This is a genomic window from Enterococcus sp. DIV2385 (genome assembly GCF_051711925.1).
GTDB classification, from domain to species: domain Bacteria; phylum Bacillota; class Bacilli; order Lactobacillales; family Enterococcaceae; genus Enterococcus; species Enterococcus faecalis.
This window is the reverse complement of record NZ_JBIONV010000001.1, coordinates 39008-57909: the sequence shown is the minus strand read 5'-3', so window position 1 is coordinate 57909 and position 18902 is coordinate 39008. Positions and strand designations below refer to the sequence as shown.

Sequence of the window (18902 nt, the reverse complement as noted above, 5' to 3'; positions counted from 1 at the left end):
GGTTTAACCGAAAAATTCGAGGATTTTTTTCAAATAACTGAAAATAGTTCGCCATTTCTTTAAAAAAAAAGAAATAAAGGAGAAAAACTTTCGTTTTTCTCCTTAGTTTCTTTGCATTTTTTGTTTTCGTTGGACCATAACAACCACTCGGCGATAAATATTGACTAATAAGAATAAACCAATAAAAATTAGGGTAATACTTGCACTCGGTGGTGTTTCCAAATAATACGAGCTAGTCAACCCTGTTAGCATGCCAATCAAGCCCATAAACACACTGATAATAATCACCGTGTTAAAGCCTTTACCAATTCGCATACCTATTGCAGCTGGTAAGACCATAATTGCTGAAATTAACAAGGCTCCCGCAATCGGAATCATCACAGCAATCGCCACACCAGTAATTACATTAAAAAGCATCGACATCCAATGAATAGGTAGCCCATCAACATGAGCAGTATCTTCATCAAATGTTAAAACATACATTGGACGTTTAAATAACATAAACAATAGAACTAAAACTACGAATAAAATTGCCAACATAACCACTTGATCCCACGTAATCGTGACGATGGAACCAAATAAATACGATTGAATACTAGCAGCTGAATTGCCTCCTGTTAAATTCATCAAAACTAACGCCAAAGCCAAACCGCCTGACATTAAAATAGCAATCGAAATTTCTGAATAGGTGCTATAAATCATTCGTAAATATTCTAGAATGATTGCAGCCACAATCACGACAATTAAGGTCATTAAATTAGGATTCCAATTAAAAAAGAAGCCTAGAGCCACACCGGCTAATGACACATGTGAAAGGGTATCTGCCATTAAAGATTGTCGGCGAATAACTAGAAAGACGCCGAGCATTGGAGCAATCACTGAGATAAACAGTGCTGCTAAAAAGGCCTTTTGCATAAATGCATAAGAAAGCATTTCTGCCATACGATTCACTCCTTACCGCTAAAATGAACACTACCATTGTAGCGACGTTTAAGCGAATTAATTTTTTAATTCCTGCTTATTTTTTAAATTTTTCCAACATTTCTTTAAGCCGTTCCTTGGCTTTCGTTATGATCGAGCCAGATAACGTTTTATTGGAAACTTTACGTATACGATTCTTCACTCATATGGAAACAACGCCATTTCGAATCTTCTTTGCGGACAAGACGAATTTGACGATCCACATAGGTTTTGATATCTTCATGATCATGCGTAATCATCAAAATAGCTTTTCCATGTTCATGCGCACTGTGTTGCAACAATTGATAAAATTCGTTTCGCGATTGTTCATCCATACCTGTTGTTGGTTCATCTAAAATAAACAAATCTGGATCGGTCGCAAACACTCGTGCTAAACTAATTCGTTGCTTTTGCCCTCCAGAAAGCTCGCCAATTCGTTTGTGGCGCATTTCCCACATGTCCACTGATTTCAAAGCTTTTTCCACATGAAGATGATCTTTTTTCGTCAACGGTTTGAACCAACGATTTCTGGGAAAACGACCTGAACGTACTAATTCAATGACGGTGCTAGGAAAGCCCGCATTGAAAGAAGCGACTTGTTGTGGAATGTAGCCAATGCTGATTTTTTCACCAGCACTATTTTTTTTAGCGACCGTAATTTTGCCACTTGTTGGTTTTAATAACCCTAAGGTACTTTTGATCAGCGTTGACTTGGCAGCGCCATTTTCTCCTGTTAAAATAACGAATTCCCCTGGATCAACATAATAAGAAACATCTTCTAAAACAGGTTCATCATCATAATAGAAGGTTAAATTTTCGACTTCAATATAATGCATAAGTTGGCTCCTTTCTGTTGCCAGATTAATGAATGCTTTTTTGTAAAGCAGCGAGGTTTTCTTTCATGACAGACACGTAGTTCTCACCTGCTTCTTGTTCTTTTTGAGTTAAACTCTCTAAAGGATTCAATACGGCTAATTCGACGCCTGTCTCGTCTGCCAATGTTTTGGCTACTTTTGTAGAAGCCGATGCTTCAAAATAGATCACAGAAACATTGTTTGTTTTAATATATTTTTTTAATTCGGCTAAACGACTTGGCGAAGGTTCTTGGTCTGGAGAAATCCCCGCAATCGGTTCTTGGGTCAAGCCATATTGTTTCGCCAAATAGCCAAATGCAGCATGTTGCGTCACAAAGGTCCGATTTTTAGCGCCTGCAAATGCAGCTTGGTATTCCTTATCTAACGCAGTCAATTTTTCCAAATAAGCAGCGGTATTTTTTTCAAATACGGCTTTTTTCTCAGGATATTTTTTGATAAGCGCATCCCGAATCGCTGTCACTTCTTTTTGCGCTAACACGGGATCTAACCAGACATGCGGATCCAGTTCGTGGGAATGGTTATGGCCTTCATGACCTTCTTCGCCAGATTCTTCCTCTTCTGTTCCTTGCATCAATTGAATGGATTGACTGGCTTCCACGATTGAAACTTTTTTCGTGTCCAAGTTTTCAATAACATTCGGAACCCAAGTTTCTAGCTCTTTACTATTATAAACAAAGACATCCGCATCAGTAATTTTCGCTAAGTCTTTTGCGCTTGGTTCATAATCGTGTGGTTCCGTTCCAGCTGGAATCAACAGCTCAACCTCTCCCTCATCACCAACGACTTGTTTTGCGAAGTCGTACATCGGATAAAAAGTAGTCATTACCGTGAGCTCTTTCTTCTCTTTTGGCGATTGTGTGGTTTGCCCACAGCTAGCTAAAAGAAAAGCACTGATTGCTAAAGTAACGCCGATTATCAAACGGCGGTAGATTTTCGTCATGTTCTGTCCTCTTTTCGATTTACCTATCATAAACCGTAATATTTACGATTTGCCAGGAATAATGTACCAAATGGATCACGGGACGTCAAGGAATAAATTAAAAAAAACAACAGAGCGTGGGACAAAAATCACTTTGGGTTTTTGCTCCACGCTCTGTTGTTTTTATTTATTTCAATGTCCGAACCAAATAAACTTCTTCACAAAAGCCTTTAAGTCCATTATAAATCCGTTGTGCTCGTGTTTTCTTTTCACATAAAGCAAAGACTGTCGGTCCACTGCCGCTCATCAACGCTGCATCAGCGCCGTACTTCAGCATGCGATCCTTGATTTGTTGCACGATTGGATGTCTGGCAATCGTGACACTTTCCAACGCATTGCCAACCGTTTGGGTCATCCCAGTATAATCACCATTCTCAATAGCTATTCTTAGTCCAGAAATATCTGGATGGTGCAATTCATCTACCGCTAAATCATTAAAAACGGTACTAGTGGATACACTAATTCTTGGTTTAACTAACACAATCCAACATTGAGGCATGGTCGGTAATGCTTCAATTTTCTCCCCACGTCCGTTTGCAAAGGCTGTTCCGCCCCTTAAACAATAAGGAACATCCATACCAATTTGGCTGCCAATTTCACAGAGTTCGTCCATCGTCAACCCCAGATTCCACAGTTTGTTCAAGCCTCGTAATGCTGCGGCACAGTCACTGCTCCCCCCTGCTAAACCAGCTGCCACGGGGATACGTTTTTCAATATATATTTTAATTCCTTTATGAATATTATAGGTACGCTTTAATAAGTCAACTGCTTGATAGACATGATTCCGTCGATCCACGGGTAAAAAAGAGCTGTCCGTTTCAATACGAATGATGTCTTCTTCTAGATTTTCAAAAGTTAAATGATCGGCTAAATCTACACTTGCAAAAATAGATTCAACTTCATGATAGCCATCCACACGTTTATGCAGAACATCTAACCCAAGATTAATTTTCGCAGGAGCTCGTTCGATTATTTCCATCGGTTCCCTGATTCACCTTCCTTAATCTTTTGTCTACCAACATTTTAATCTTTTAGATTCTATCATATGTCCATGAAGAAGTACACCGAAGATTGCTCTTTCTCTGACGACAGATGGCTGAAATTAAAAAGAGCTTAGGAACGAAGGGCTCTTCCTTCACTCCTAAGCGGACTTTCTAAATTATACGGCTTGACCGATGAATTCGATTTCAACGGTGCGTGTTAAAACATCTGAATAGCTATAAGATACACGTTCAAATGAGTTCTCGTCTGGATCCAAGTCAACAACAAAAACAGATGGATAAGTCTCCGTTAAGATTCCTTTACGTTCTGTTTGGCGCTTTCTTCCAGTCTGAGCAACTAACATAATTTCACTGCCGATACGGCCTTCCAAATCTTTCTTAATTGACGATAACGTTGTTGGCATTGCATTCACCTCGAGAAACATTATATCACTTTTTTTAAAAAATTTCAAGTTTATCATACTAGAAGTCTGTTTGCAACTACTTTTGCTCGACAAACCGGCTGTTTTGTCGAATTTTTATTCATTTTCTAATGTATATTTCATTTTTGCTTTGGCACGATCATAGGCACTTCGGACAGCTGAAAAAGTTCCCCCACGCACTTTAGCGATTTCTTCTAACGTGTAGCCTTTTAAGTATGCGTTTAAAATTTGTTGTTCCAACGAGGAAAGACGTGTCGGAAAAGCTGCCAATTTTTCTTGAATCATTAATTGACCTAATGGATCGGTGGCCGCTGTCCCTAAATAGTCCACTAACTCTTCACCAGCGCTTTCTAATCGTTGTTCCAGAGAAATAGACAAGGTATCTGTTCGTCGCTTATAGGCGCATTGATGGCGAATTAAGCTATGTACGTGATTTTCAAAATTTCGTTTAAAAAACTTTCCTAATGATGCTTGTTTTTCTGAATCAAATCGTTCTAACGTCCGAAAGAAGACAATTCGTCCTTCTTGAAGCCAGTCTTCAGTATCATAATCTTTTAAATAGTATTTTTTCATGCACTTATAAATCACTGGCTGATATTGCCCATATAAGGCTTGAAATTGTTCTTGGTCTCCTGCTAATGCTTGTTGAATCTGTTCTAACATAAAAAGCCCTCCTTTTCGATAAACGTATCGAATGATTTAGGAGAGCATAGCATGTTAGAAATTTATGACTTAAGCGAACATTTGTTTAATCTTTTTTTTGAGACAATTCTTCTAGCTTCTCAGAAAGTTTTGATAACTGCTCCACGTTCCATGGAGAATTTCGACGAAATTGCTGGAAATGGATATCCGTTGCATGAATGGCAATCGTCTTTTCTGTTTTCTGGACAGCTTTGTAAAGTTCATTGGCCGAAGTCCGCAATGCACCTTGTGAAAAGACCACCCATTGTTCAGCCAAATCACTCGTTGCGACTGTTACTTGCGTTAAACGATCATTTTTTTCACCAGCTAGACGTTCAATATAACTATCTGCTGTTTCATCTTCTTTGGTGAAAACCACGGTCAAAAGGTACTTTTTGTACGTTTGCTGAATACCTGGGACTAATTGGGCATCAAAGACCACAATGATTTCCAACCCTTCATATTTGGCGTAATTGGACAGACGACTAAGAAGCAGTTCACGCGCATCCTCTAAACGCTCTTGCTTTTTCAACTGGACCAATTCTGGCCAAGCACCAATCATATTATAGCCATCAACGATTAACAATTGTTTTTTCATACAATCGCCTTCTTCTATAATGGGTTGCGGCCACGATAGACTTCATACATTAGCAAGCCTGCAGCCACACCAGCGTTTAAGCTTTGAACGTGTCCAGTCATTGGAATCGTTAATAATTCATCCACTTCTTTATGAAGACCTTGACTCATGCCACGACCTTCATTTCCGATGATTAAGGCAATTGCGCCTTGTGTATTCCAGCGACGATAATCCGTCCCAGACATATCTGTACCAAAAATCCAAAATTGATTCTCTTTTAGCGTTGCAATACTTTGCGCTAGATTCGTTACACGAGCCACTGGAATATGTTCCACGGCCCCTGTTGACGCTTTGGTTACGGTTGGTGTAATTCCCACTGCACGATGTTTCGGAATGATAATACCGTCCACGCCTGTCGCATCAGCTGTTCGCAAAATTGAGCCAAAGTTATGTGGGTCCTCTAGACTGTCTAAAATTAGGAAAAATGGTGTTTCTGTCTTTTCTTTTGTTTGTTCCAATAATTCTTCTAAAGTTAAATATTGATACGCCGTGATTGCTAAAACCATGCCTTGATGCACGCCGTGATCACTCATCGTATCTAATTTTGCTTTAGGCACCCATTTAACTGGAACAGCCTGTTCTTTCGCTGCTTGTTTTAATTGCTCAATTTTCTCGCCACGAGCATCTTCTTGTAAAAACAATTTATTCCCGCGTCCTTGCTGCAACGCCTCAACAGTGGCATGGAAACCAAAGACAAAGTTATCTGCTAGCTCTTCTGAGGTTCCATCAGCACCTGCTGTCGCTGGTCGTGGGTTCCGTTCTTTTGAACGCTTATCTGAACGTTCTGGACGTTTCTTACCTTTTTTAAAAGGACGAGATTTTTCATTTTTCATTGGTTTCACCTACTTTCTTGATACACCAGTTAATTAATTCTTCTAAACGTTCTTTTTGTTGTGTTAAATGTAAATAACCCATCAAGGATTCGAAACCGGTCGCTACCCGATAGGTCGTCACATCAGCATTTTTGGCAAAGGTGTGACTTTTAGCATTCCGACCGCGTTTGTACATCACTTCTTCTTCCTCCGTTAGCATTTCTCCCGCTAACATCGCTTGCATTAAGCTTGCTTGGGCTTTTGCTGACACGTAGTGTGTCGCCATGCGATGCAAAACATTCGGTTTCGTTTGTCCTAAGGAAACTAAATAATCACGAATGTAAATTTCATAAATCGCATCGCCAACATAGGCCAAAGCTAAACCGTTTAATTGTTTGTAATCTCTCATTCACTTCTTCTCCATCTCGTTCCTTGCGGAGTATCTTCTAAAACAATGCCTTGTTCTTTTAATAAATCGCGGATTTCATCACTTCGGGCAAAATCACGGTCTTTCCGTGCTTGGTTCCGTTCTTCAATTAACGCATCGACTTGTGCATCCACTAATTCTTCGTTTTTAAAGAATAAACCAAAAATAGCTAACCAGCCACTGAAAAGCTTATCCATCGCCACTAGAACTGGTTCCGAAACTGTCGCTTGTTCACTGTACTGATTCATCATCTTCGCTAATTCATAAACGACCGTAATCCCGTTAGCTGCATTGAAATCATCGTCCATTTCCGTAATAAAACGTTGTTCTAATTCGTTTAATTGAGCCAAATAGTGTTCATCCTCTGGCAAACTTGCGACCGCATCTGCTTGTCTAAAACGTAAATTTTCAAACGCATTTTTCAATTTTTGATAATTGGCTGCTGCCTCTTTTAGAGTGCTTTCGCTATAACGAATCGGGCGACGGTACTGGGTGGTGGACATAAAGAAACGTAAAATTTGCGGATCCACTTTTTGAATCATTTCATGAACAGTAATGAAGTTACCTAGGGATTTACTCATTTTTTCATCGTCTTCACCAATTGTGACATAGCCGTTATGCATCCAGTAATTGGCAAAGGTATGACCTGTTTTGGCTTCGCTCTGTGCAATTTCATTCTCATGATGTGGAAATTCTAAATCTTGTCCACCGCCATGAATATCAATCGTCTCTCCCAAGTGTTTTGTCGCCATGACAGAGCATTCAATATGCCAGCCGGGACGTCCTTTCCCCCAAGGAGAATCCCAAGAAATTTCATCTTCTTTGGCACTTTTCCAAAGAGCAAAATCCAATGGGTCTTCTTTTAATTGTTGTTCAACGCCAGTTCGTTGACTTGCCCCCACTTCTAATTCATCAATCGATTGATGGCTTAATTTACCATAATTAGGGAATTTACGGGTGCGATAATACACATCACCTGCGACCTCATAAGCAAAACCTTTTTCAATTAAAACGTCGATAAAAGCTAAGATATCAGGCATATGGTCCATCACCCGGGGATGTAGCGTTGCTGGTTGGACATTCAATGCTTGCGTGTCTTCTTCAAAGGCTTTGATAAAACGATCTGCCACTTCCGGCGCAGTAATTTTCAATTCTTTAGCTGCCTTGATAATTTTATCATCGACATCTGTAAAGTTCGAGACATAATTCACTTCATACCCACGATATTCAAAATAACGACGAATCGTATCAAAGGCGATCGCACTGCGCGCATTACCGATATGGATATAGTTATACACGGTTGGTCCGCAGACATACATCCGAACTTTATGCGCCTCAATTGGCGTAAATACTTCTTTTTCTCTGGTCAATGTATTATAAATTTTAATCATGCCCTTTTTCCACCTTTCTTCCATTTAGACGAACGACTTTCGCAGGAACACCCACAGCTGTGGCATCTGCTGGGATGTCTGAAATAACAACAGCACCCGCCCCAATTTTTGAACGTTCACCAATCACAACTGGCCCTAAAATTTGAGCTCGTGCCGAAATCATCGCTCCTTTTTTCACTGTTGGATGGCGTTTACCCGTATCACGACCGGTCCCACCTAACGTCACTCCGTGAAACAAAACAACATCTTCTTCTATTTCCGCGGTTTCCCCAATCACAATGCCCATGCCGTGATCGATAAAAACCCCCGCACCAATTGTGGCTCCGGGATGAATTTCTACGCCCGTTATGAAACGCCAAAATTGTGCATGAATCTTCGCCAACAAAAACAACTGATGCCTATATAAGAAATGAGACAAGCGATGCCAAAACAGGGCGTGCAAGCCAGGATACGTTAAAAGAACTTCTAGTGTGGTCCGCGCTGCAGGATCGTTTCTTTTAACAGCTGCGACGCTACGTTTCAACCAACTCATAGGGTGAACTCCTTTCTACTATACAAAAATAAAAAACGTCTTTTAAGCAACAAAAAAACGTTGCTTAAAAGACGCCCATGCGTGGTTCCACTTTTCTTCACAAGAACTAGCTCTTGCCTCGATACAGTTAACGCCTGCCGACGTCTTCGGTTACTTTTTTCACCAAAGCCACTCATAGATGCATTTCGACAAAAGATGCTCGCTGTTCTCACCACCCACAGCGTCTCTGAAATCCATCTGATTGTCTACTTCTTCTATTCTTTGTGTTTTTATAACACTTTATTTAAATGATCTAATGCTTTTTCTTTGCCTAATAATTCGATGGTTTCGCCTAATTCAGGACCATGCATTTGTCCAGAAACAGCAATTCGAATTGGCATAAACAAGTTTTTGCCTTTAACGCCGGTTTCTTTTTGGACGGCTTTAATCGCTGCTTTAATACTTGGTACATCGAAAACGTCCAAGGCTTCTAATTGTTCTTTAAACGCCTGTAACACAGTTGGCACTGTTTCTCCTTGCAAGAATTCTTTCGCAGCATCATCTAAAACTGGATGTTCATTAAAGAACAAGTTTGATAGTTCCACAATTTCAGCTGCATAACTCATTTGTGGTTGATACAAGCTAACTAATTGTTTTAACCATTCGATTTTTTCAGGAGATGGATTTTCTTCAACACGACCGTCAGCGACTAAATAAGGAAGACACATATCTGTTAGTTCACTTAAGTCCATTTGTTTCATGTATTGATTGTTAATCCATTCTAATTTTTTCGCATCAAAGGCCGCTGGTGACTTGCTTAAGCGTTGTTCATCAAACAATTTAATCAAGTCTTCTTGTGAGAAGATTTCTTCTTCGCCAACAGGAGACCATCCTAGTAAAGCAATAAAGTTGAACATGGCTTCTGGTAAGTAACCTAATTCACGGTATTGTTCAATAAATTGTAAAATTGTTTCATCACGTTTGCTCAATTTTTTGCCAGTTTCTGAATTAATGATTAAGGTCATATGGCCAAAGACAGGTGGTGTCCATTCAAACGCTTCGTAAATCATTAATTGTTTTGGTGTGTTCGCAATGTGATCATCGCCACGTAAAACATGAGAAATTTTCATTAAGTGATCATCTACTGCAACGGCAAAGTTATACGTTGGCATCCCATCGCGTTTTTGGATGACAAAATCGCCACCAATGTTATCTGACTCAAAAGTAATTTCACCTTTCACGATGTCATCAAATTTGTATTCTGTGTTACGTGGCACACGGAAACGAATCACTGGTTCTAGACCAGCCGCTTCTTTGGCTGCTTGTTCAGAAGGTGTTAAATTCGCACAAGTGCCTGCGTAGTGAGGCATTTCCCCACGAGCTTGTTGTGCTTCACGTTCTGCTTCTAATTCTTCTGGCGTACAATAACACTTATACGCACGATTGCTACTTAATAATTGATCAATCAATGGTTGGTAAATTTCTTTACGTTCTGATTGACGATATGGACCATATTCTCCCGGATGAGCAGGTGATTCATCCCATTCCATCCCTAACCATGCTAAGTTTTCCAACTGACTTTTCTCGCCGTCTTCGATGTTCCGTTTTTGGTCGGTATCCTCGATACGAATGATAAATTCTCCGTCATTGTGGCGGGCAAATAAGTAGTTAAATAATGCTGTTCTTGCATTCCCAATGTGCAAGTGTCCAGTTGGACTTGGTGCGTAACGCACACGAACTTTCGTCATGTTCATTCCTCTTTCCATTTTTTAAAAACAGACGGTTTAACGTCGTTTTCAGTTATTTTTCCAATAAAGCAACGGCAATTGCGCCGATTCCTTCTTTTTTACCAACAAAGCCCATCGTTTCCATGGTCGTTGCCTTAATGTTCACTTGTGTGACCGCTAAGTGGCAACTCGCGGCTAGATTCTTTTTCATCTCTGCCAAGTATGGGCTCATCTTTGGCTCTTCCGCTAAAATTGTACAATCAATATTGCCAATAGTAAAGCCCGACCGCCCAACTTTTTCATTTACTTTTTTTAATAAGTTTACAGAATTCGCATTTTTGAACTGCGGATCGGTTTCGGGAAACAGTTGCCCAATATCACCCAGACCAGCGGCACCAAGGATTGCATCAATAATTGCATGTGTTAAAACATCGGCATCTGAGTGACCTAACAAACCTTTTTCATAAGGAAGAGTAACCCCACCAATAATTAAAGGTCGTTGCGGAACTAATTGATGAACATCAAAACCTTGACCGATTCGAATCATACTAAGTCCTCACTTTGCTTAATTTTTATCGTTTTTAGGATGGTTATCCTTGCGATCATTAATCCCGCGACCCGCGTGCGCCGGTTTGGCAAAAATCATACGCCCAGCTGCGGTTTGTAAAGCACTTGTAACGACCACTTCGATTTGCTCATTCATGTAATGCTGGCCATCTTCAACCACAACCATTGTGCCATCATCTAAGTAAGCGACCCCTTGTTGACGCTCTGTTCCGGCTTTTACAACCATCACATTCATCGTTTCACCTGGAATCACCACTGGTTTCACAGCATTAGCTAAAGCATTAATGTTTAAAACAGGCACATTTTGAAATTCAGAGACTTTGTTTAAGTTGTAGTCATTGGTCACAACCACGCCATCTAATAATTTTGCTAATTTGATTAATTTACTGTCTACTTCAGAGATATCCTCGAAATCTCCGTCATACATCTCAACGGAGATACCTTCTTCTTTTTGTAAAGCATTTAAAATATCTAAGCCACGACGACCTCTCACCCGTTTTAAACTGTCTCCAGAATCAGCAATGTATTGTAATTCATATAAAACAAAGTTAGGGATGAGCAAAACACCTTCTAAAAAGCCTGTTTTAGCGATATCGTAGATTCTGCCATCAATGATGACACTGGTGTCTAAAATTTTGTATTTATGGAAGTTGTCTTCCACTTTACGTTCCAACATTTGTCCTTCGGTGTCTTCCGTATTTGCTTTCTTTTGGCGAGGTGTAAAAACTTTTTTCCACTCCTCAATCCGTGTTGTTCCCATTCGGAAACCTAAGTAACCCAGAATAATCATAACTAGAATTGGCAGTAAACTATTCACGACAGGAATTTGTAAGTTGTACATTGGAATGGAGATAATGACGCCAATTGTTAAACCAATGATGGCACCAATACTTCCAAATAATAAATAGGTTAAACTCATTTCATTTAAAGCTGCTTCGATTTTTTTGACAGCGGAAACAATATACTTTGCTAACCCTAAAGATAAAATAAAGAAAATAATTGCACCGATTAATCCGTTCGTAAAGTTATTGTTTAACCAACTGTTATTGCCTTGCTTAGCCATTTCCCAAGCCATTGGGAAAAGAGAAATTCCTAAACTTGCACCAGCAATGATCATCAGCAACGTGATGATTCGTTTTTGCATATAGCCATCCTCCTCGTTTATTTAATAAAGACGTCTAGTGTTGTGGGGCGTACAAAAATCATACGCCACCAAAAACCTAAACGGATTATTTCTACTTTTTTCATTATTTAAAAACTTTTCTTAACGTTTCACCAATTGTTGAAACGCCAATAATTTCAATCCCTTCAGGCGCTTCCCAGCCACCAAGGTTATTTTTAGGGACATAGACTTTTGTAAAGCCTAGTTTTTGCGCTTCACGCACTCGTTGTTCAATACTATTCACGCGGCGGATTTCACCAGTTAAACCAATCTCACCAATGAAACATTCTGAAGATGAGGTTCCTTTTTCTTTATAGCTAGAAGCAATACTGATTGCTAACGCTAAATCAATAGCTGGTTCATTAATTTTGACTCCACCAGCCGCTTTTAGATACGCATCCTGGTTTTGTAATAAAAGGCCTGCCCGTTTTTCTAAAACCGCCATGATTAAAGAAACGCGATTAAAGTCCAACCCGGTGGTCGTTCGCTTGGCATTGCCAAACATCGTTGGGGTAACTAACGCTTGGATTTCCACCAAAATGGGGCGTGAACCTTCCATTGCTACCACAATCGAAGACCCAGTGGCTCCTTCTAAACGTTCTTCTAAAAAGACCTGAGAAGGATTCATAACTTCAACCAATCCATGTGTCTGCATTTCAAAAATACCAATCTCATTCGTTGAGCCAAACCGATTTTTGACAGCCCGTAAGATTCTAAAGGTGTGATGCTTATCTCCTTCAAAATAAAGAACCGTGTCTACCATATGTTCCAACATCCGTGGCCCTGCAATAGACCCTTCCTTCGTTACGTGTCCGACAATAAAAATGGCAATCCCATTCGTTTTTGCCAGTTTCAATAATTCGGCAGTTGTTTCTCGGACTTGACTGACACTACCAGCAACGCTGGTAACATCTGGCTGCGTCATTGTTTGAATCGAGTCAATAATGACATAATCTGGTTCTAATTTTTCAATGGCTCGTGATATTTCGTGCATATCTGTTTCTGCGTATAAGTAAAATGTCTCGTTGACGGTGCCTAGACGCTCCGCTCGCAATTTAATTTGCTCAGCACTTTCTTCACCAGAAACATATAAAACCGTGCCACCTGTGGCTGCTAATTGTTGCGATACTTGTAAGAGCAATGTTGACTTACCTATTCCGGGATCGCCACCGATTAAAACTAACGAACCTGGAACAACGCCACCACCTAAAACCCGATTCAGCTCCACTAATTCAGTTTTTACACGCGGCTCTTTTTTAGGTACAACTTCAGATAGCCGTTGTGGTTGTGTCTTTTTACCAGTCAAACTTACTCTAGCACGACGATCAGAAGTATCTTGAATAACCTCTTCCACCATCGAATTCCATTGTCCACAATTAGGACAGCGGCCGAGATATTTTGGAGACACATACCCACAGCTTTGACATTCAAATTGAACTTTTGCTTTTTTTGCCATGTAGAATCTCCTTATCTGTTGTTTATTTTAACATTTATTAAATGGTTTGAATAACGTTGCCTACTGAAAAAATGGGCTTTATTTTTGTCCAGACGAACCAAAACCGCCCGTTCTTTCTGCCTCGACTTGGTCATCATCCGCTAATAAAAACGGCTTAAAAATCCCTTGGCCAATTCGTTCGCCTTTCTCAATGACAACATCTTCATATCCAAAGTTTAAAAATTGGAACATGATATGTCCTTCGTTATTCTCGTTATTATAATAATCACTGTCAATGACTCCGACACCATTCGCTAAAAGTAGGAACCGTTTTAGCGGGTTCGAAGAACGACTCACCAATTCTAAATATTCAGAATCAGGCATATACGCCTTAATTCCTGTTTTAACTAAAATTGGTTTGGGATTTTCTCCAGCTTGTTGTAACTTCCAAAGACTTGGTACAACGACCGTTTCGGCTGCTTGAAAATCATACCCAGCGGCACCTTTTGTTGCTCGTTGTGGGACACTCAAGCCCTCTTCTTGATACTTAGAAATAATCTCAAAACCACGTTGTTTCATATTCATTCTCCCCTACTGTCTAAACTACTCCTATTTTACCATAATCTCTGATACTCTGGTTGTTTTTAGTAAGTTTCTCATTTCTAAAAGCCCAGTTAATCTAGACTACGCAAAAAAGAGGAGAATTTTTGTTTATTTTCCTTCTTTTAGTCTATCATCTTCTCTTAAAATAAACAGACCAAATCCCAAAAAGTCCCAAGATTCCCTCAAAAAGTTCACACTTTCATTAAACTTTCTTTACTATTCATTATTTAGCACTTTCTAGTAGCCGCTGATTTTGTTATAATGAGTGTCAAATTTTACTGTAAAAAGAAACGAGGCACTTATGAGAAACAAACTCCAACAGGCCAAACGAATTGTGATCAAAGTCGGAACCAGTTCTCTGATTTATCCCAATGGCAATATTAACTTAAAAGCAATTGATCAATTAGCCTTTACTTTGAGTGATTTAAGCAACCAAGGCAAAGAAATTATTTTAGTTTCTTCTGGCGCAATTGGTGTCGGACTGAATAAATTAAATCTATCTGTACGCCCAACGACAATTCCCGAACAACAGGCAGTCGCTGCAGTCGGACAAGCAGAATTAATGAACATTTATAATCAGCGGTTTTCAACCTATAGCCAACAAATGGCACAAGTTTTATTAACTCGTGATGTTATTGAATATCCTGAAAGTCGCAATAATGTTACCAATACTTTTGAACAACTGTTAAAAATGAATATTATTCCTATCGTCAATGAAAATGATACTGTCGCAATTGAAGAATTGGATCACTTAACCAAGTTCGGGGATAACGATCAATTGTCTGCCATTGTCTGCCAAATTGTTCAAGCTGACTTGTTAGTTATGTTATCAGATATTGATGGTTTCTTTTCAGACAACCCTACTGTCAACAAAGAAGCCACGTTATTTTCTGAAATCAATGAAATTAATGAAGACTTGTTCCAATTAGCCGGTGGTAAGGGGAGCCGCTTTGGCACTGGTGGGATGTCTAGTAAATTAAAAGCTGCTGAACGTGTGTTAGCTAATCAACAGGCGATGATTTTAGCAAACGGAAAGCAGCCAAAAATCATTTTTGAAATTTTAGAAGGAAAAGATATCGGTACGTTATTTATTAAAGGAGGGCATGAAAGTGACTGATTTAAAGCAACTAGGGCAACAAGCTAAAGAAGCCTCTTATACGCTAGGCTTGATGGATACTCGTCAAAAAAATACTTTGTTAAACAAAATGGCCGCAGCCATTGAAGCCAATGCACCCCGCATTTTACAAGCAAACGCATTAGATTTAGAGCAAGCCGCTACCCACGGAATTTCTGAAACAATGCAAGACCGCTTACGTTTAACAGAAGAACGGATCACAGCGATGGCCGAGGGCATACGTCAAGTCGCTACTCTACCCGATCCAATTGGGGAAGTAGATAAAATGTGGCGCAATGAAGCGGGGCTGTTAATTGGGCAACAACGCGTACCTTTAGGTGTTATTGGAATCATTTATGAATCGCGGCCGAACGTGACAACGGATGCCGCTAGCCTTTGTTTCAAATCGGGAAATGCTGTTATTCTTCGAGGCGGAAAAGAAGCGTTTCACTCCAATCAGATATTGGTGACAATTTTACAAGAAGCGCTAATACAAGAAGCCGTTTCTCCCCATCTCATTCAATTTGTTGATGATACTTCTAGAGAAACAGCCCAACAACTTATGCGCTTAAATGACTACTTGGATGTCCTCATTCCACGTGGCGGCGCCAACTTAATCAAAACTGTTTTGACGACGGCCACTGTTCCTGTTATTGAAACGGGCACGGGCAATTGTCATATTTATGTGGACAAAGACGCCCAGTTAACAATGGCAACTGAAATTATTGTCAATGCTAAATGTCAACGTCCTTCTGTCTGTAACGCCGCCGAAACGTTATTAATTCATCAAGAAGTGGCTGAAGCCTTTTTACCAACAATTGAAAAAGCCTTGAAGGAGTTTCACGTGGAACTTCGGGCAGATGAACGTGCGTTAGCAATTTTTGAAGAAGCCATTCCAGCGACTGAACAAGATTGGGAAACGGAATTTCTCGACTTTATCTTAGCAGTGAAAGTCGTTGATTCTTTAGACGAAGCCATCCAGCATATTAATCGCTACAATACAAAACATTCTGAAAGTATTATTAGTGATAATTACTTTGCCACACAACAATTTTTACAACAAGTGGATGCAGCCGCTGTTTATGCGAATGCTTCAACTCGTTTCACGGACGGTTTTGAATTTGGATTTGGCGCCGAAATCGGCATTAGTACGCAAAAATTACATGCCCGTGGACCTATGGGTCTAGCAGAGCTTACTTCGACAAAATATGTTATTTATGGAAATGGGCAAGCACGTTCTTAGAAAGAAAAACCCTTGATTTAAAAATCAAGGGTTTTTCTTTCTCCTCTCCAATGTGCATTTTTACACATGAGATTGTTCACAGTTCCACAATCTATTCTTGATATTTTTTTTGAATCCTCATTATACTTTCTACATATGCTTGTTTCACTTGGACTGGCTCTAAAATTGTCACTTCTTCACCAAAGCCCATAAAATAGTTGGCTAAAAATTGTGTTTCTGTTGGATGAATCTGTCCAACTAAAAAACACTGCGTGGGCGTTTCTTCCAACTGAATATTGTCAAAGCGATGTTTATAAAAAAATTCTTTGCCTTTTTCTGTAATGATTGCTTTAAATGGAATCGTACGTGCCGTCGTTTGTTGATGGCGATACGATTCTTTCAATTCTTCAGTCGTAAAATCCAGTGTTTGGTTTAATTGCTGAATAGCCTCCATAAAATCACAGCGGTAAGTACGCCAAGCCTTTTTAGTCACATCATAGCCTGAACAATACCAATACCCTTCTAAAATAGTTAACCGGGTTGGTAAGATTTTTTTCGTTGTTGCTTCATATCTGGTATAGTTAAACTGAATTACTTGTTGCGCCAAAATACAATGAAACAGCTGCTCTAAATTGCCTGGTGCTTCTACTTGTTCAATTCCTTCGTAATAGACGACCTTACTCATTTGACTGATTTTAAATTGGGTTGGTTCATCTAAAGAATGCAATAATTTTTGCTTAATTTGCTGATAGGAATGACCAAACGGTGACTCTGCGACTAATTTCAGTAATTGTAACGAAAAAAAGATCGCTAACACTTCATTTTCATTAAAATAAATCGGCGGCAACAACGGTTTGTTTAAAACTCGATAGCCACCATAACGACCATTCTCCACATATAGCGGTACGCCTAAATTTTCCAAAGCTTCAATATCCCGCAAAGCTGTGCTTTTAGAAATCCCAAAAGTTTTCATTAACTGATTTAAATTAAACTGAGGATGGGTTCTCAAGAAAAAAAGTTCCTGATTTAAACGTTCTGATTTTTTCATTTTTCCCTCCATCGGTGTCACTTTTTGACACCTTTTATTGTTATGCTTATCTTATCAATCTTAGGAGGTTCAAACAATGAAAAACACACAATTTGCCCTTTTTATGGTCTTAAACGGACGAGCAACGGAAGCCTTGACGTTTTACCAAGAAGCCTTTGCTGGTGATATTCTTTTTAAAATTACTAATCAAGAATTTAAAGAGCGTTTAAATCCTTCTTTGACCATTCCCGCTGGCGAAGAACACTGGCTTTCTCACTCGATTTTACAAATGGACACTTTTCAATTACAACTAGCTGATAATCCTTTGTTTGCAGGAATGAATACCACGCCCACAGAACAATTGACCCTCAGCTTAACCGTCGAGAGCCGTCACTCTGCCAAAACAATTTTTGAAAAACTCACGCGCCATCCCGAATCCTGTATTATCCAAGAACCAATTGAAAATGAATTTGCAACGTTTTATGCGATTGTGAAAGATCCTTTTGGTTTAGTCACTCAAATTACTCATGAAAAACAAGCAGATCCTACCAAGAAAGGAAGTTAGCCGAAGAATGCGAACCTATGAATCAAAAGAAGCCTTGATTGAGGCCATTCAAATAGCTTCACAAAAATATTTAGCTGAATTTGCAGAAATTCCTGAAACACTTAAAGATTACCGAATTGAAACAGTAGCTAAAACACCTTCAGAGAACTTAGCCTATCAATTAGGTTGGCTCAACTTGCTGCTTTCTTGGGAAGAACAAGAACAACGTGGTCTGACCGTTCAAACGCCAGCTGAAGGTTATAAATGGAATCAACTGGGCGCTCTCTATCAATCATTTTATCAAACCTATGGACAAATGAGTTTAGAAAGTCAGCTGATTGCGTTGCAAGACATCTTAGAAAAATTACTTCATTGGATTGACTCGCTTTCCGAAGACGAATTATTTTTACCTCAACAACGGGCTTGGGCGACTACCAAAGCACAATGGCCTCTTTGGAAATGGATTCACATTAATAGCGTTGCCCCTTTTACTAGTTTCCGAACGCAAATTCGCAAATGGAAAAAAGCGTGTCTTTAAAAAGTTATCCACATTTTTTCAAAAAAAGCTTGACAAGCATTTTTAAATTCTCCACAGAAAACTTTGTGGATGAAATTTCTTGTTTTTTCCAAAAAACTTTTCCACAGTGCTTATTTGTTCGACATTAAATCCTTGTAAATTCTAGAAAAAAGAAGATGAAAACGTTGTTTTAATAACGTTTTCATCTTCTTTCAACTTTAGGGGCTCCTTCACTTTTAGCAAGCAGCCCTTCTGAACTTACGTCTATTTTTTTAGCAACTCGAAAAC

Annotated in this window: 21 protein-coding genes and 1 other annotated feature; of the genes, 4 read left to right on the top strand and 17 right to left on the bottom strand. The window is 39.4% G+C overall.

The genetic code is table 11. The features are described from left to right. Positions 1–102: 102 nt before the first annotated feature. From IGM04_RS00250 to IGM04_RS00175, 16 genes are all read right to left on the bottom strand, one after another. On the bottom strand, positions 103–942 hold the full coding sequence (locus IGM04_RS00250) for a metal ABC transporter permease (protein WP_002383493.1): 840 nt from the start codon (positions 940–942) through the stop codon (positions 103–105). 161 nt (positions 943–1103) lie between these two features. Continuing rightward, positions 1104–1796 carry a metal ABC transporter ATP-binding protein gene (locus IGM04_RS00245; RefSeq protein ID WP_002356064.1) on the bottom strand — a complete coding sequence of 231 codons (693 nt, stop codon included), beginning with the start codon at positions 1794–1796 and terminating at the stop codon, positions 1104–1106. 25 nt (positions 1797–1821) lie between these two features. Next, a complete protein-coding gene (locus tag IGM04_RS00240; protein ID WP_002367576.1) occupies positions 1822–2775 on the bottom strand; it encodes a metal ABC transporter substrate-binding protein in 954 nt (317 codons plus the stop codon). Between the two features lie 166 nt (positions 2776–2941). After that, entirely contained in the window at positions 2942–3793 is an 852-nt protein-coding gene (gene ispE / locus IGM04_RS00235) for a 4-(cytidine 5'-diphospho)-2-C-methyl-D-erythritol kinase (RefSeq protein ID WP_086317563.1), read from the bottom strand. 180 nt (positions 3794–3973) lie between these two features. Then, positions 3974–4276, bottom strand: a complete 303-nt coding sequence (locus tag IGM04_RS00230; protein ID WP_002383497.1) for a Veg family protein — start codon at positions 4274–4276, stop codon at positions 3974–3976. Positions 4277–4333: 57 nt separating this feature from the next. Beyond that, positions 4334–4900: a sigma-70 family RNA polymerase sigma factor gene (locus IGM04_RS00225; protein WP_002356059.1), complete on the bottom strand. Its 567-nt coding sequence runs from the start codon at positions 4898–4900 to the stop codon at positions 4334–4336. Positions 4901–4985: 85 nt separating this feature from the next. Then, positions 4986–5516, bottom strand: coding sequence for an NYN domain-containing protein (locus tag IGM04_RS00220; protein ID WP_002356058.1), 531 nt, complete (start codon positions 5514–5516; stop codon positions 4986–4988). 14 nt (positions 5517–5530) lie between these two features. Beyond that, entirely contained in the window at positions 5531–6388 is an 858-nt protein-coding gene (gene rlmB, locus IGM04_RS00215) for a 23S rRNA (guanosine(2251)-2'-O)-methyltransferase RlmB (protein ID WP_002356057.1), read from the bottom strand. Further along, positions 6378–6776 carry a Mini-ribonuclease 3 gene (locus IGM04_RS00210; RefSeq protein WP_002356056.1) on the bottom strand — a complete coding sequence of 133 codons (399 nt, stop codon included), beginning with the start codon at positions 6774–6776 and terminating at the stop codon, positions 6378–6380. The genes rlmB and IGM04_RS00210 overlap by 11 nt, the downstream gene beginning before the upstream one ends. Further along, entirely contained in the window at positions 6773–8185 is a 1413-nt protein-coding gene (gene cysS, locus IGM04_RS00205; RefSeq protein ID WP_086317562.1) for a cysteine--tRNA ligase, read from the bottom strand. The genes IGM04_RS00210 and cysS overlap by 4 nt, the downstream gene beginning before the upstream one ends. After that, positions 8178–8717 carry a serine O-acetyltransferase EpsC gene (gene epsC, locus IGM04_RS00200; RefSeq protein ID WP_002356054.1) on the bottom strand — a complete coding sequence of 180 codons (540 nt, stop codon included), beginning with the start codon at positions 8715–8717 and terminating at the stop codon, positions 8178–8180. Before epsC ends, cysS begins: the two co-directional genes overlap by 8 nt. A gap of 64 nt (positions 8718–8781) precedes the next feature. After that, positions 8782–8988, bottom strand: a binding site (T-box leader). Further along, complete coding sequence (gltX, locus tag IGM04_RS00195; protein ID WP_010783845.1) at positions 8987–10444, bottom strand: glutamate--tRNA ligase; 1458 nt, start codon at positions 10442–10444, stop codon at positions 8987–8989. Its footprint overlaps the feature before it by 2 nt. A 52-nt stretch (positions 10445–10496) precedes the next feature. Next, entirely contained in the window at positions 10497–10970 is a 474-nt protein-coding gene (gene ispF, locus IGM04_RS00190; RefSeq protein ID WP_002367570.1) for a 2-C-methyl-D-erythritol 2,4-cyclodiphosphate synthase, read from the bottom strand. A gap of 18 nt (positions 10971–10988) precedes the next feature. Beyond that, positions 10989–12134 (bottom strand): PIN/TRAM domain-containing protein, encoded by a 1146-nt coding sequence (locus tag IGM04_RS00185; protein ID WP_002368622.1) that lies wholly within the window; start codon positions 12132–12134, stop codon positions 10989–10991. A 103-nt stretch (positions 12135–12237) separates the two neighbouring features. Beyond that, a complete protein-coding gene (gene radA / locus IGM04_RS00180) occupies positions 12238–13608 on the bottom strand; it encodes a DNA repair protein RadA (RefSeq protein WP_002356050.1) in 1371 nt (456 codons plus the stop codon). A 78-nt stretch (positions 13609–13686) separates the two neighbouring features. Next, positions 13687–14172: a dUTP diphosphatase gene (locus IGM04_RS00175; RefSeq protein ID WP_002361472.1), complete on the bottom strand. Its 486-nt coding sequence runs from the start codon at positions 14170–14172 to the stop codon at positions 13687–13689. Between the two features lie 319 nt (positions 14173–14491). Between IGM04_RS00175 and proB the strand changes: the two genes are divergently transcribed. Both proB and IGM04_RS00165 read left to right on the top strand, forming a co-directional pair. Then, positions 14492–15307, top strand: coding sequence for a glutamate 5-kinase (gene proB / locus IGM04_RS00170; protein ID WP_002389550.1), 816 nt, complete (start codon positions 14492–14494; stop codon positions 15305–15307). Next, the gene (locus IGM04_RS00165; protein WP_002385467.1) at positions 15294–16547 is read left to right on the top strand and encodes a glutamate-5-semialdehyde dehydrogenase; all 1254 of its coding nucleotides are present in this window, start codon (positions 15294–15296) and stop codon (positions 16545–16547) included. Before proB ends, IGM04_RS00165 begins: the two co-directional genes overlap by 14 nt. 91 nt (positions 16548–16638) lie before the next feature. Here IGM04_RS00165 and IGM04_RS00160 read toward each other — a convergent pair whose 3' ends face one another. Continuing rightward, positions 16639–17586, bottom strand: coding sequence for a helix-turn-helix transcriptional regulator (locus tag IGM04_RS00160; RefSeq protein WP_002389777.1), 948 nt, complete (start codon positions 17584–17586; stop codon positions 16639–16641). Positions 17587–17650: 64 nt separating this feature from the next. On the opposite strand from IGM04_RS00160, the gene IGM04_RS00155 reads away from it, so the two are divergent. Together IGM04_RS00155 and IGM04_RS00150 are read left to right on the top strand one after the other, a co-directional pair. Next, positions 17651–18118: a VOC family protein gene (locus IGM04_RS00155; protein ID WP_002368625.1), complete on the top strand. Its 468-nt coding sequence runs from the start codon at positions 17651–17653 to the stop codon at positions 18116–18118. 7 nt (positions 18119–18125) lie between these two features. After that, the gene (locus tag IGM04_RS00150) at positions 18126–18635 is read left to right on the top strand and encodes a ClbS/DfsB family four-helix bundle protein (protein WP_086317561.1); all 510 of its coding nucleotides are present in this window, start codon (positions 18126–18128) and stop codon (positions 18633–18635) included. Positions 18636–18902: the final 267 nt, after the last annotated feature.

What these genes read in the sequence shown, in the direction of transcription:
- IGM04_RS00250 (WP_002383493.1), bottom strand. Translation starts at nt 942, where the DNA reads ATGGCAGAAATGCTTTCTTATGCATTTATGCAAAAGGCCTTTTTAGCA.
- IGM04_RS00245 (WP_002356064.1), bottom strand. Translation starts at nt 1,796, where the DNA reads ATGCATTATATTGAAGTCGAAAATTTAACCTTCTATTATGATGATGAA.
- IGM04_RS00240 (WP_002367576.1), bottom strand. Translation starts at nt 2,775, where the DNA reads ATGACGAAAATCTACCGCCGTTTGATAATCGGCGTTACTTTAGCAATC.
- ispE (WP_086317563.1), bottom strand. Translation starts at nt 3,793, where the DNA reads ATGGAAATAATCGAACGAGCTCCTGCGAAAATTAATCTTGGGTTAGAT.
- IGM04_RS00230 (WP_002383497.1), bottom strand. Translation starts at nt 4,276, where the DNA reads ATGATAAACTTGAAATTTTTTAAAAAAAGTGATATAATGTTTCTCGAG.
- IGM04_RS00225 (WP_002356059.1), bottom strand. Translation starts at nt 4,900, where the DNA reads ATGTTAGAACAGATTCAACAAGCATTAGCAGGAGACCAAGAACAATTT.
- IGM04_RS00220 (WP_002356058.1), bottom strand. Translation starts at nt 5,516, where the DNA reads ATGAAAAAACAATTGTTAATCGTTGATGGCTATAATATGATTGGTGCT.
- rlmB (WP_002356057.1), bottom strand. Translation starts at nt 6,388, where the DNA reads ATGAAAAATGAAAAATCTCGTCCTTTTAAAAAAGGTAAGAAACGTCCA.
- IGM04_RS00210 (WP_002356056.1), bottom strand. Translation starts at nt 6,776, where the DNA reads ATGAGAGATTACAAACAATTAAACGGTTTAGCTTTGGCCTATGTTGGC.
- cysS (WP_086317562.1), bottom strand. Translation starts at nt 8,185, where the DNA reads ATGATTAAAATTTATAATACATTGACCAGAGAAAAAGAAGTATTTACG.
- epsC (WP_002356054.1), bottom strand. Translation starts at nt 8,717, where the DNA reads ATGAGTTGGTTGAAACGTAGCGTCGCAGCTGTTAAAAGAAACGATCCT.
- gltX (WP_010783845.1), bottom strand. Translation starts at nt 10,444, where the DNA reads ATGACGAAAGTTCGTGTGCGTTACGCACCAAGTCCAACTGGACACTTG.
- ispF (WP_002367570.1), bottom strand. Translation starts at nt 10,970, where the DNA reads ATGATTCGAATCGGTCAAGGTTTTGATGTTCATCAATTAGTTCCGCAA.
- IGM04_RS00185 (WP_002368622.1), bottom strand. Translation starts at nt 12,134, where the DNA reads ATGCAAAAACGAATCATCACGTTGCTGATGATCATTGCTGGTGCAAGT.
- radA (WP_002356050.1), bottom strand. Translation starts at nt 13,608, where the DNA reads ATGGCAAAAAAAGCAAAAGTTCAATTTGAATGTCAAAGCTGTGGGTAT.
- IGM04_RS00175 (WP_002361472.1), bottom strand. Translation starts at nt 14,172, where the DNA reads ATGAATATGAAACAACGTGGTTTTGAGATTATTTCTAAGTATCAAGAA.
- proB (WP_002389550.1), top strand. Translation starts at nt 14,492, where the DNA reads ATGAGAAACAAACTCCAACAGGCCAAACGAATTGTGATCAAAGTCGGA.
- IGM04_RS00165 (WP_002385467.1), top strand. Translation starts at nt 15,294, where the DNA reads ATGAAAGTGACTGATTTAAAGCAACTAGGGCAACAAGCTAAAGAAGCC.
- IGM04_RS00160 (WP_002389777.1), bottom strand. Translation starts at nt 17,586, where the DNA reads ATGGAGGGAAAAATGAAAAAATCAGAACGTTTAAATCAGGAACTTTTT.
- IGM04_RS00155 (WP_002368625.1), top strand. Translation starts at nt 17,651, where the DNA reads ATGAAAAACACACAATTTGCCCTTTTTATGGTCTTAAACGGACGAGCA.
- IGM04_RS00150 (WP_086317561.1), top strand. Translation starts at nt 18,126, where the DNA reads ATGCGAACCTATGAATCAAAAGAAGCCTTGATTGAGGCCATTCAAATA.